Source organism: Brevibacterium sp. 239c, assembly GCF_900169365.1.
Lineage (GTDB): Bacteria > Actinomycetota > Actinomycetes > Actinomycetales > Brevibacteriaceae > Brevibacterium.
Genome location: NZ_FXZH01000004.1, coordinates 261,091 through 272,602 on the forward strand (window position 1 = coordinate 261,091; position 11,512 = coordinate 272,602).

Genomic DNA, 11,512 nt, shown 5'->3' on the forward strand with positions numbered 1-11,512 from the left:
GCAGGTTCAGTTCGCGAGCCACTGAAATGCGGTGGTCCGGTCCTGCTTGTATTCGAGGGCGACCTGGCCGGTGTAGCCGAGTTCGTAGGAGCGGTTGATCCAGTCCTGCAGCGGCAGTTCGCCCGTTCCCGGTGCTCCGCGGCCGGCGGCATCGGCGATCTGGATGTGCCCGAACTTCGCGGCGTCGGCCTCGATGACAGCGGCCACGTCATCGCCGTTGATCGACATGTGGAAGAAGTCGGCGAGGACGGCGACGTTGACCACACCCTGGGCCCGGACCCTCTGAACCACGTCGGCGGCGTCGGATGCGCGCTTGAGCGGATAATCCTCTGCCCCTGAGACGGGCTCGACGAGCACGGTGCCCTCGATGGCGGCGACGGCGTCGGCGGCGAGTTTGAGGTTCTCGATGGCGACCTCGTCCTGCTCCTCAGGCGTCTGGCCTTCGGTGCGCAGGCCGTAGAGGGCGTTGAAGGCGCGGCAGCCGGTGCGGCGTCCGATCTCGACGACAATGTCGACGTTGGCTGCGAAGTCCGCCTCGGCACCCTTGATAGAGACCATGCCGCGATCACCTCCGGCCATGTTCCCGGCCCAGAAGTTCAGACCCTTGAGTTCGACGCCTGCGCTGTCGAGTGAGGCGATGAACTCATCGACCTCCGCCGAGGTGGGGGTCGGGTTGCCGTCGAATGGCCACCAGAATTCGACCTGGTTGAACCCGGCGTCCTTCGCCGCCTGGGCGCGCTCCATCACGGGCAGCTCGGTGAGCAGGGTGGAGCAGTTGAGGATGTAGCTGTCGGCATTGGTGAAATCGAAGTTCGTCATGGGGTTCTCCTTCGCGTCGCTGCGAGTACGGATTCTCTGTTTTCCGTATTGTGGAATTGTGTTTCCGTTTGATGAAATCAAGCATAAGCAGGCGGCTAGTGGATCGTCAACCCCGCGACGAAAAGAACCCTCCGGGCGCTGAGCAACCTTTAGCGGGGTTGCCCAGCACCCGGAGGGTGGCTGAGAAGTGAAAGGTCAGCCCTTGACGGGCTCTCCATCGACCCACACACGGGCGATGTCGGCCGGGGTTCCCATGGCGAAGATCTTCGCCAGGGCGTCCTCGTCGCTGCTTGCGTGCTCAAGCCCCACGGCCAGGGGCTGACCTTCTGCTGGCGCGATATAGGCGGCGTCGAAGCGCTTGCCCACGGACAGATCGCCCACCTCATCCGACAGCTCGAGGGCCTGTGCTCCGGCCGCGGTGGCCAGGTGCAGCAGGTGCGCAGAGGTCAGCGGCAGCCCGCCGGAGGGGTCGAGCTGCTGCATGAAGTAGGCCTGCACGCCCTCCTTGAGCAGGGAGAAGCCCGTTCCCGCGCCCACGTCGGAGCCGAGCGCAACGCGGACTCCGGTTTCGATGTGTCTGCGCAGCGGGAAGAAGCCGCTGGCCAGGTTCGAGTTCGAGGTCGGACAGTGCGCCGAGGCGGCCCCGACCTCTGCCATGCGGGCCAGTTCGCGATCACTCGGGTGCACATTGTGGGCCAGGATCGTCCGTCGGTTCAGCAGTCCCGCCCGGTCGTAGGTGTCGAGGTAGTCCAGGGCTTCGGGGAACATCTCGGCGACACCGGCGACCTCGTCGCGGTTCTCGTTCAGGTGAGAGGTCACCCAGATGCCCGGGTTGTCAGCCACCAGCTGCCCTCCGGCGGCCAGCAGCTCCTGTCCGGCGGAAAAGGAGAAGCGCGGCGTGACCGCGTATCGCAGGCGGCCTTGGCCATGCCAGCGGTCGATGAGGCCCTGGCTCTCCGACACGGATTTCTCCACGCTCGTCAGCAGCGGTTCCGGGAGGATCCGGTCGCTGGTGACCAGGCCCGATGTGATCCGCAGACCCACCTCGGCGGCCTGGGAGAAGAAGGTGTCCATGGCGCTGGCGAAATGCGAACCGAAGACCATCGCCGAGGTGGTCCCCGCCGAGGTCAGCCCGGTGAGGAAATCACCGGCCACGGCCGAGGCATAGGCCTCGTCACCGAGCTTCGTCTCCTCGGGCAGGGCGCAGTGGTCGAGCCAGTCGAGCAGGGGCATGCCGAGGTAGCCGATGGCGCGGACCTGCGGGTAGTGGACGTGGGTGTCGATGAGGCCGGGAATGAGGACACCGGCACGGAGGTCGACCACCTCGGCGTCGGAATGTTTGGCCGCAGCTGCGGCGAAGTCGGTGCGGGCGATGATCTGTCCGTCATCGACGACGATGGCGACGTCTGAGTCCGAGCGCAGGGCGCCGCCGGCAAAGGGGTCGCTCGGTGTGTCGAAGACACGGGCACGATAGATGAACATGGTGGTGCTCCTTGAAGAATGAAGTGTGGTCTGGTGAAAGTCAGCCCATGCGGCCAAGCAGATCGGCGGCGACGCTGAGTGCGATCGTCGCCGGCTGCTTGCCAGGCAGATCGGGCAGTCCGATGGGGCAGTCGATGGTGTCGACGGACTCGGGTGTGTGGCCCTCGGCGATGAGGTTCTTCCGGAACCGCTGCCATTTGGCGCTCGAGCCGATGAGTCCGATGGAGCCGAGGCCGCCGCGGGTAAGTGCCGCGTCGCAGAGGTGGAGATCCTCGGCGTGGTCGTGGGTCATGATGAGAACGTGCGTACCGGCAGGCAGCCCGACGAGCACCTCTTCGCCGACAACGGCGAACTCGCGATGAATCGCAGCCACGGGCGGCTCCAACCGGTCGAGCTCCCCTAGGTGCTCCGGGCGAGAATCGCTGACGTGGACATCGATGTCGTGGCGGGCCAGGATCCGGGTCAGCTCGAGCCCGATGTTGCCGATGCCGAAGATCGCCACCGAGGCGGGCACGGGCAGCGGTTCGAGCAGAACGCTGACCTCCCCGCCGCAGCATTGGCGCCCGTATTTGGCGGGTGCTTTGTCGTTGAGTCGCAGAGTGAGCATCTCGGGTTCGGCGCGGTACTCCCCCGACGCCGAGTCTGCTGCTGCGGCGAGGATCTCGCGGGCACGGGTGACGGCCGTCATCTCCAGATTGCCGCCGCCGATGGTCCCATACAGGTCATCGGCGGTGGCGATCAGTTTCGCTCCGGCTTCACGCGGGGCGTGCCCGCGAACCGAAGCAAGAGTGACGAGGACGGCCGGCACTCGAGCCTTCCGAAGCTCGGCCGTTGTGTCCATCCAAGTCATGATGGGACACTGATGCCTTCCGGATTCTCCCGCGCAGCATCGCCGGACGCAGCCGCAGCGCCAGTGGCAGCCGCACCGCTCGTGGCAGGTGAGCGCACCGATTCGATGGCCCAGAACACGGCTTCGGGAGTCGCCGGTGAAGCCAGCTCAACCGACGGCCCCACACCGCCCGGCTCGGACTCAGCGCCGAACGCGGCCACAGCGTCTCGCAGGGCTTCGCGGACGGAGAAAGCAAGCATGAGCGGAGGTTCGCCCACGGCCTTCGAACCGTAGACGGCGCCCTCTTCGTGCGCCTTGTCCAGCACCGCAACGTTGAAGATCTCGGGGGCTTCGGAGAAGCTGGGGATCTTGTACGTGCTTGCGGCCTGAGTGGCTAGGCGACCTCGGCTGGGTTTGTCTGATTCATCCCAGCGCAGGTCTTCCAGTGTCAGCCAGCCGGCGCCCTGGACGAAGCCGCCCTCGATCTGGCCGAGGTCGATCAGGGGTGAGAGCGAGTCGCCGACGTCATGGACGATGTCGACGCGACGCAGCGTGTAGGAGCCGTCGAAGCGGTTGACCTCGACCTCGGACGCGGCAGCCCCGTAGGCGAAGTATTTGAAGGGTTCGCCGGTCATGATCGACAGGTCCCAGTGCAATCCCTCGGTCCGGTAGAACCCAGAGGCCGAGAGCTGGATCCGCTGGAAGTAGGCGGCGTTGATGAGCTCTTCCCAGGTCACTGTCTTCTTCGAGGACAGTGCGCTGACGATGCCGCGGCTTACGCTCACCTCGTGGGCGGGTGCCCCGACGATCCCGGCTGCCACCTGGGTCAGACGATCCCGGATCTGCTCGCAGGCGTCCTTGACCGCACCGCCGTTGAGGTCGGTGCCGGAGCTCGCCGCCGTCGCCGAGGTGTTGGGGACCTTGTCCGTGCGCGTGGGCGCGAGCCGCACCGTGGACAGAGGCACACCGAGAGTGGTGGCCGCGACCTGCAGCATCTTCATGTGCAGGCCCTGTCCCATTTCGGTGCCGCCGTGGGTGACGAGGACAGAACCGTCCTTGTACACCAGCACGAGGGCCCCGCCCTGGTTGAAGGCGGTGAGGTTGAACGAGATCCCGAACTTCACAGGGGTCAGCGCGATCGCGCGTTTGACGTGATCGTTGCGGGCATTGAACTGCTCGATCTCGGCTTCCCGAGCCTCCACCTCGGCGGTGGATACGATCTGGTCCCAGGTGGCCTCCAGCCTCTCGGGGTGACGCACGGGCTGGTAGTACGGGGTGTCCTGGCCGGCTTGGTAGAAGTTGCGGCGACGCAGCTCTCGAGCCGACAGACCCAGCTTCGGGGCGACCCGGCCGAGGATGTCCTCCATCACCAGCATGCCCTGCGGCCCGCCGAACCCGCGGAACGCGGTCTGCGAAGTCTTGTTGCACTTCGCGATGCGACCGGCCACGCGGATGTTGGGCACCCAGTAGGCGTTGTCGATGTGGCACATGGCCCTGGTGAGCACGGGCTCGGACAGGTCGAGGCTCCACCCGCCGTCGGCGGTCAGCGTCGCATCCAAGGCTAGGATCTTGCCTTCCTCGGTGAAGCCGATCTTCCAGGACGAGTGAAAGCCGTGACGTTTGCCGGTCATCGTGATGTCGAGCGTGCGGTTGAGTCGCAGGCGCACCGGACGACCGGTGAGCTTCGCGCCGAGGGCCGCGAGTGCGGCGTACCCGTGGGGCTGCATCTCCTTACCGCCGAAACCTCCGCCCATGCGCAGGCACTGCACGGTCACCTCGTGGGCGGGAACCCCGAGGACATGGGAGACGATGTCCTGCGTTTCGGTGGGATGCTGTGTCGAGCACTGGACGAAGATCTGTCCGCTCTCGTCGACCTGAGCCAGTGAGGCCTGGGTCTCGAGGTAGAAGTGCTCCTGACCGGCGAACTCGAATTCGCCTTCGAACACGTGGGCGGCATCGGCGAAGGCTCCCGTGGCGTCACCCTTGTCGATGACGGGCTGGATGCCGTGGAAGCTGCCCGCCTCGATCGCCTCACGTACGGAGACGAGCGAGGGCAGGGTGTCGTAGTCGACGACCACAGCCGCGGCTCCGGCCTTCGCAGCTTCGAGGTCGTTGCCGAGGACCCAGGCGACGGGCTGGCCGTAGAACATCACTTCGTCGACGGGCAGCATCGGTTCGTCGTGCTTGACGCCCTGGTCGTTGACGCCGGGGATGTCTGCAGCGGTGATGACGCGAACGACTCCGGGCACCGCATAGGCACCGTCGATGTCGACCTTGTTCAGTTTCGCGTGGGCCTGAGTGGACTGCACCGGGTAGGCGTGGAGGACGCCGGCGAGGCGTCCGACGAGGTCATCAGTGTAGAGGGCAGCTCCGGTGACGTGGCCGAAGGCGCTTTCGTGATGGTGGCTCTCACCGACGATGGGGTCGGTGGGGCGCTGTGAGAGGTGGCTCATCGTCCTGCCTCCTGTTCTGCATAGAAGCGTTCCAACGAGGACCGCAGCATCGCGGTCCGATATTTCGCACTCGCCCGGTGATCGTCCATCGGGGTGCCTTCTGCTGCCAGTGTTTCGGCTGCGCCGTGGACGGTGTCCAGCGTCCAGGGTGCGCCTTCAAGCAGCGCCTCGGTGGCCCTGGCGCGCAGCGGGGTGGCCGCGACTCCGCCCAGACCGATCCGAGCCTTGGTCACGATCCCGTCTGCAACGGTCACGGCGTAGCCGATGGCGACCGAGGAGATGTCGTCGAAGCGGCGCTTTGCGATCTTCTGGAACGAGGTCATGGGGGCCAGCGGCAGCGGGATGCGGATCGCAGAGATGAGTTCCCCGGCACCCCGCACGGTCTGCCGGTAGCCGGTGAAGTACTCGGCGAGTTCCACGACCCGTGACCCGGTCGCCGAGGTGAGCACGAGCTGTGCGTCCAAGGCCAGGAGCGCCGGCGGGGTATCACCGATGGGTGAGCCGGTGCCGAGGTTGCCGCCGATGGTGGCGGCATTGCGGATGAGTCGGGAGGCGAACTGCGGAATCAGTTTGCCCAGCAGCGGGATCGAGCCGGCGAGTTCGCGTTCGAGTTCGCTCAGGGTGTGGGCGGCTCCGAGTTCGATGTATTCGTCGGTGCGGGTGATGCCGCGCAGTTCGGCCAGGCGGTCGATGGCGAGCATCGATTTGGCGCGTGCCCCCTTGATGTTGACCTCGACGCCCCAGTCGGTGGCGCCGGCGACGACGAGAACCTCGGGTTCGGCAGCCAAGATATCCAGCGCCTCGGCGAGGGTGGACGGGCGACGGTAGCGTCCGGCTTCACCGGTGGCAGTATCCGTGCGGTGAATATCGGTGCTCGCCGAGGTGGGCGCCGACTTCTGGGTGCGCGCGGCAATCGAGTCGCCGGGTTCGGGCTGGCCCAGTGCGTAGGCGGCGTCGCGGATGGGGCGATAGCCAGTGCAGCGGCAGAGGTTGCCGGACAAGGAGTGGATGTCGAAGCCGTTGGGACCGCAGTGGTGGTCCTCGTCCGCTGCGGCTGAGGCAGCCGAGGCGTCGTCGGCACGTTCGGGCCGGTAATATTCGGCGGCCATGGAGCAGATGAAGCCGGGGGTGCAGTATCCGCATTGGGATCCGCCGCGCACGGCCATCTCTTCTTGGACGGGGTGGACGGATTCACCGTCGACGAGCCCTTCGGCTGTGATGACCTCTTGGCCATCGAGTGCTGCGGCGGGCAGCAGGCACGAGTTGACCGAGGTCCATCGGGTGGTCCCATCGGCGTCGGGGCGGGCGACCATGATCGCGCAGGCTCCGCATTCGCCTTCGGCGCAGCCTTCTTTTGCTGCGGTGAGGCCGACTCCGCGAAGGAAGTCCAAAGCATTTGTGTGTGGGGGGCCCTCAATCTCATGAACGGCTGAGTTCACTGAAACCTGGGCGGTGGAACGTTGAGTTGCCGGGGCAGACATCGCACTTACCTCCTGCGCCTCGTCTCTGCGGCGCACAGTGCATGGTTAGAACATTTGCTTCATTCTTCGAAACTTCTGGTTATCCATGCGAACAGCAGCGAAGAACGTGGTGTCGAGATGACGGTGTGGCCCGATTGACCGGGTGACCCGTCAGTGCAGCGACTGACGGGCTTCAGTCGCCGTGCGCGATCTGGCCCTTTCCCCAAGCAAGATGTCCCATCATTTCACTCATCCACCCAACATAGCCGAAATCGGTCCGCGAACGAAGTACAGCACGAATCCTGCGGACACGAGCCAGAGGAGCCAGTGGACGTCTTTGCCGCGCTTGCTCATCGCGTGGATGACGGCCCAGGAGATGAACCCGACGCCGATTCCGTTGGCGATCGAGTAGGTCAGCGGCATCGTGACCATGGTCAGGAACACCGGCAGTGAGGTGCGGAAGTCGCTCATGTCGATCTCGCGGATCTGAGTGACCATCATGGCACCGACGACGACGAGCGCTGCGGCGCCGGCTTCCATCGGGATGACTCCGATGAGCGGTGCGAAGAACATCGACAGCAGGAACAGCACACCGGTGATGCAGGCGGCAAGTCCGGTTCGTGCACCTTCGGCAATGCCTGCTGCTGCGTCGACGAACACGGTGTTCGACGAGGCGGAGGCTCCACCACCGGCGACTGCGCCGAGGCCCTCGACGATGAATGCTCCGCGGATGCGGGGGAACATTCCATCCTTCGTCTGCAGACCGGCGCTGCGCGCGAGCCCGGTCATTGTGCCCATGGCGTCGAAGAAGTTCGTGAACACCAGAGTGAAGACGAGCATTGTGGCTGCGAGGACGCCGATGCGCTCGAAGGCTCCGAACAGGTCGAAGGCTCCGATGAGGGAGAAGTCCGGCAATGCGACGATCTGGCTGGGAATCTCAGGTGCTGCAAGGTTCCAGCCCTTCGGGTCCGGACTGACCGGATCTCCCACGGTGCCCAGCTTTGCGATCGCCTGGATGACCATCGCAAGGATCGTGGCCACGACGATGCCGATGAGGATTCCACCGGGAACGTTGCGAGCGACGAGGATGCCGATGAGGAACAGTGCGACCACGAACACCAACGTCGGCAGCGAAGCGATCGATCCGTCCTGTCCCAGCTGGACGGGAGGTCCGGCCGGAGTGCGGGTGACGAAGCCGGAGTTGACGAAGCCGATGAACGCGATGAATAGGCCGATGCCGACCGTGATCGCGACCTTCAGGGCGTGGGGCACGGCGTTGAAGATCGCGGTTCGGATGCCGGTGGCTCCGAGGACGACGATGATCACACCGTTGATGACGACGAGCCCCATGGCTTCGACCCAGGTCACTTCCTGAACCACGGATACGGCCAGGAAGCTGTTCATGCCAAGGCCCGCGGCGAGCGCGAAGGGCAGCCTCGCGACGACTCCGAAGAGGATCGTGATGACACCGGCGACGAGGCCGGTGACAGCGGTCAGTTGGGCGAAGTCGAGCGACCCGCCCGCGACATCCTCGGAACCGCCCAGGATGAGGGGGTTGAGGACGACGATGTAGGCCATCGCGACGAAGGCGACGATGCCTCCGCGGATCTCTTGCTTGATCGAGGAACCACGTGATGTGATTTCGAAGAATCTGTCGAGCAGGCCGGGACTCCCGCTGCTCTCGGCGGCGGACTCAGTGTCCCGCCGTTGGTCGTTGTCAACCTTTTTCATGGATCACCTCAAGTTGTTCGATTTGATCAGCCGTCAACATCATCGTTGGCGACCATGCGCCTTGAACATGCGCAGAGAAACGGGCGCTGCTTCCACGACAGAAATTCTTTTTCGCATCATGGAAAGACACTTCCGTTCCGACTGACCAGTTAAGTCTGTTTTGCATAATGTGTCAACGATCACAATCTGGCTACGAGGACCGACCGCCGCCGATTCACCCGATTCGACCACACGCAATCATCGCAAATCTCGCGCCTGGCGCTGCCATCGGGGTGCGGGCCGTTGCCGCGAAAGGGTGGGTATCCACTGCCGAACGGTCTAGGATCGATGCCACATTCGAGAGCGGCACCGATGCCGATTCCCGAGGAGGACCCGTATGTCTGAGCCGACACTCATCGGATCTGTCCAGAGAGCTGCCGCGCGTCGTCGGCCTGCCCCTGCCCACGGCATACCACCTCCTGCGCGCCCTCGTCTTCGAAGGCTATCTGAGCAAAAACGAAGACGGATACCTGCTCGGGCCAGCCGCCTCACAGCAACAGCGTGCGTCCCCGCAGCAGAGACTCCCACGGATCCGACCCGTGCTGCGCTCCCTGCGCGACGAACTCGGCGGTGCCACATACCTCTCGATCTACGATCACAGAGAGATCCGACTCGTCGATATCGCCGATGGCCCCACCGCACCCGCGGTCGACCTCTGGGCGGGCGTTCACGAATCGGGACATGCAACAGCATTCGGGAAGGCAATCCTCGCCGGTCTCACCCAAGACCAGCGGGCCGTCTACATCGACCGTCATGATCTTTTCGACCTCATCCCGAGCACGGTCACGAACCGCGGAGCCCTCGAGAGGAGCCTGAATACAACCCCCACGGTCTGGTCCGACTCCGAGGGATATCTGCTTGGGACCTCTTGCCTGGCGACGACGATCAGCGCAGGTGAGACGGTCGGGGCAATTGCGGTCCCCCTGCCATCACATAGGCCGGATACACATGACCAGGCCCTCACATTGCAACGGGCGACACGGCGGCTGAGCAGAATCATGGACGCTTCGACGGCCTGAGCGATGGATGCGGCGGGCATATGCACCTCTTCGATCCGGCAGTGAAGTTCTCCTGTTCTGGAATAGTGGGCGAGGGCCTGCCCGTTGCCGTGGGCCGGGCGCTCTCGTTGTCGCGCAAGGGCCTCGATAACATCGCCGTCGCCGTGGCGGGGGAAGGTGCCGCCAACCAGGGCGCGTTCCACGAGTCCCTCAATCTGGCTGTGCTGTGGAAGGTGCCGGTCATCTTCGTCATCGAAGACAACGATTGGGGAATCTCGGTTGCGCGCGCCACATCCACCTCGGTGACCTCCAACGGCGGCGGACCCAACCTGATCGAAGTCCATACGCTTCGCCTGTGGCGACATTTCGAAGGCGATGCTCAGGGATACCGCCCGAACTTGAAGGAGTGCCCGGCCTCGACCCGATCCCCACCTACGAAGCTCAGCTGAAAGGAAGCGGCGTCATCGACGACTTCCGGCAGCCAACAACTGCTACCCCAATACCAGGAGGACAGCAATGACAACGACAGCACAGCCATCGACCCGTCGCCTCAACACCGCTAAGGCCACGGTTGAAGCAATTGCCACGGAGATGGACCGCGATGAGAATGTGTTCGTCATGGGCGAGGACGTCGGCGACTACGGCGGCATCTTCTCCTCGATCACAGGCCTGTTCGAGCGATTCGGCCCAGAGCGCGTCATCGACACCCCGATCTCGGAGACCGGATTCATCGGAGCCGCCATCGGAGCTGCGACGGAGGGCATGCGGCCGATCGTCGAGCTCATGTTCGTCGACTTCTTCGGCGTGTGCATGGACCAGATCTACAATCACATGGCCAAGATCGACTATGAGTCCGGCGGCAATGTCACGGTTCCGCTCGTGCTCACGACCACAGTCGGCGGGGGCTATTCCGATGGGGCGCAGCACTCCCAATGTCTGGGGGGAATATTCGCACATCTGCCGGGCATGATGATCGTCGTTCCGAGCAATCCAGCCGATGCTGCGGGACTGATGACAGCGGCGATCCGGGACGACAATCCCATCGTCTTCATGTTCCACAAGGGAATTCAGGGACTGCCGTGGATGGCGAAGAACCGCCGGTCGATCGGCCTGTCAGGGGAGATCGCGGCAAGGATCGCAGAACACGACCCCAACATGCTCAAGACACCGATCGAGCGCGTCGCCAACCCCGATATCCCGATCCCCTACGCTCGCCCCTTGGAGTATGCAGCCTTGCCGACTCCTGCACGGATCAAAGAGGCGATCCTCAAGCAGGTGAACCGATGACTGAGATCGACTTCCCCACGCTGTCGGAGAACAGTCCGGACACGGAGGGCGTCGTCTCCACGCGGTTCGCCGAGCGGAAGTTGTCAAGGTGAATGAGACCAAAGGGAGTTAGGCGGCTTGCTGATCGACGACTGATTCTTCGGGTTTGTTGATCCAGGCGGTCTCAGGCAGGTCGAGTGCCTTTGGGACCTTGCCAGAGCCGAACCGTTCAGGGTGGGCAGCCCGGGCCTCGGCAAGGACGTCAGCACGTTCATCGACCTTGGCTGCCGCGAGGCCGTAGTGGACATCGGCCGGCGTATGCAAACCGAGTCTCTGGTGATGATGTTCGTGGTTGTAACGGTCTATGAACTCGTCCATGAACGTGCGAGCATCACCCAGGGACCCGAACCGCTCGGGGAAGACCGGGGCGTATTT

General features: G+C 64.3%; 10 protein-coding genes. 3 read left to right on the top strand and 7 right to left on the bottom strand.

Annotation, left to right across the window (positions count from 1 at the left end; translation table 11 throughout):
* Nucleotides 1–6: 6 nt before the first annotated feature.
* The 6 genes from BSP239C_RS06000 to BSP239C_RS06025 form a co-directional block, all read right to left on the bottom strand.
* Entirely contained in the window at nucleotides 7–819 is an 813-nt protein-coding gene (locus BSP239C_RS06000; protein ID WP_101570892.1) for a hydroxypyruvate isomerase family protein, read from the bottom strand.
* A 195-nt stretch (nucleotides 820–1,014) separates the two neighbouring features.
* Nucleotides 1,015–2,301 carry a guanine deaminase gene (gene guaD, locus BSP239C_RS06005; RefSeq protein WP_101570894.1) on the bottom strand — a complete coding sequence of 429 codons (1,287 nt, stop codon included), beginning with the start codon at nucleotides 2,299–2,301 and terminating at the stop codon, nucleotides 1,015–1,017.
* A 40-nt stretch (nucleotides 2,302–2,341) separates the two neighbouring features.
* Nucleotides 2,342–3,151: a xanthine dehydrogenase accessory protein XdhC gene (gene xdhC / locus BSP239C_RS06010; RefSeq protein WP_180958934.1), complete on the bottom strand. Its 810-nt coding sequence runs from the start codon at nucleotides 3,149–3,151 to the stop codon at nucleotides 2,342–2,344.
* A complete protein-coding gene (gene xdhB, locus BSP239C_RS06015) occupies nucleotides 3,148–5,583 on the bottom strand; it encodes a xanthine dehydrogenase molybdopterin binding subunit (protein WP_101570899.1) in 2,436 nt (811 codons plus the stop codon). Before xdhB ends, xdhC begins: the two co-directional genes overlap by 4 nt.
* Complete coding sequence (locus BSP239C_RS06020; RefSeq protein WP_101570901.1) at nucleotides 5,580–7,064, bottom strand: xanthine dehydrogenase small subunit; 1,485 nt, start codon at nucleotides 7,062–7,064, stop codon at nucleotides 5,580–5,582. Before BSP239C_RS06020 ends, xdhB begins: the two co-directional genes overlap by 4 nt.
* Before the next feature lie 228 nt (nucleotides 7,065–7,292).
* Complete coding sequence (locus tag BSP239C_RS06025; protein ID WP_101570903.1) at nucleotides 7,293–8,774, bottom strand: NCS2 family permease; 1,482 nt, start codon at nucleotides 8,772–8,774, stop codon at nucleotides 7,293–7,295.
* 272 nt (nucleotides 8,775–9,046) lie between these two features.
* On the opposite strand from BSP239C_RS06025, the gene BSP239C_RS06030 reads away from it, so the two are divergent.
* The 3 genes from BSP239C_RS06030 (at nucleotide 9,047) to BSP239C_RS06040 (ending at nucleotide 11,098) form a co-directional block, all read left to right on the top strand.
* Nucleotides 9,047–9,832, top strand: a complete 786-nt coding sequence (locus BSP239C_RS06030; protein ID WP_219618848.1) for an IclR family transcriptional regulator — start codon at nucleotides 9,047–9,049, stop codon at nucleotides 9,830–9,832.
* A gap of 20 nt (nucleotides 9,833–9,852) precedes the next feature.
* Nucleotides 9,853–10,260 carry a thiamine pyrophosphate-dependent enzyme gene (locus BSP239C_RS06035; protein WP_257930100.1) on the top strand — a complete coding sequence of 136 codons (408 nt, stop codon included), beginning with the start codon at nucleotides 9,853–9,855 and terminating at the stop codon, nucleotides 10,258–10,260.
* A 67-nt stretch (nucleotides 10,261–10,327) separates the two neighbouring features.
* Nucleotides 10,328–11,098 (top strand): alpha-ketoacid dehydrogenase subunit beta, encoded by a 771-nt coding sequence (locus BSP239C_RS06040; RefSeq protein WP_101570906.1) that lies wholly within the window; start codon nucleotides 10,328–10,330, stop codon nucleotides 11,096–11,098.
* Nucleotides 11,099–11,206: 108 nt separating this feature from the next.
* On the opposite strand, the gene BSP239C_RS06045 is transcribed toward BSP239C_RS06040, so the two are convergent.
* Nucleotides 11,207–11,512, bottom strand: a 306-nt coding sequence (locus tag BSP239C_RS06045) for an integrase core domain-containing protein (protein ID WP_145997413.1), incomplete at its 5' end; no start/stop codon positions are given.

What these genes read in the sequence shown, in the direction of transcription:
- BSP239C_RS06000 (WP_101570892.1), bottom strand. Translation starts at nt 819, where the DNA reads ATGACGAACTTCGATTTCACCAATGCCGACAGCTACATCCTCAACTGC.
- guaD (WP_101570894.1), bottom strand. Translation starts at nt 2,301, where the DNA reads ATGTTCATCTATCGTGCCCGTGTCTTCGACACACCGAGCGACCCCTTT.
- xdhC (WP_180958934.1), bottom strand. Translation starts at nt 3,151, where the DNA reads ATGACTTGGATGGACACAACGGCCGAGCTTCGGAAGGCTCGAGTGCCG.
- xdhB (WP_101570899.1), bottom strand. Translation starts at nt 5,583, where the DNA reads ATGAGCCACCTCTCACAGCGCCCCACCGACCCCATCGTCGGTGAGAGC.
- BSP239C_RS06020 (WP_101570901.1), bottom strand. Translation starts at nt 7,064, where the DNA reads ATGTCTGCCCCGGCAACTCAACGTTCCACCGCCCAGGTTTCAGTGAAC.
- BSP239C_RS06025 (WP_101570903.1), bottom strand. Translation starts at nt 8,774, where the DNA reads ATGAAAAAGGTTGACAACGACCAACGGCGGGACACTGAGTCCGCCGCC.
- BSP239C_RS06035 (WP_257930100.1), top strand. Translation starts at nt 9,853, where the DNA reads ATGCACCTCTTCGATCCGGCAGTGAAGTTCTCCTGTTCTGGAATAGTG.
- BSP239C_RS06040 (WP_101570906.1), top strand. Translation starts at nt 10,328, where the DNA reads ATGACAACGACAGCACAGCCATCGACCCGTCGCCTCAACACCGCTAAG.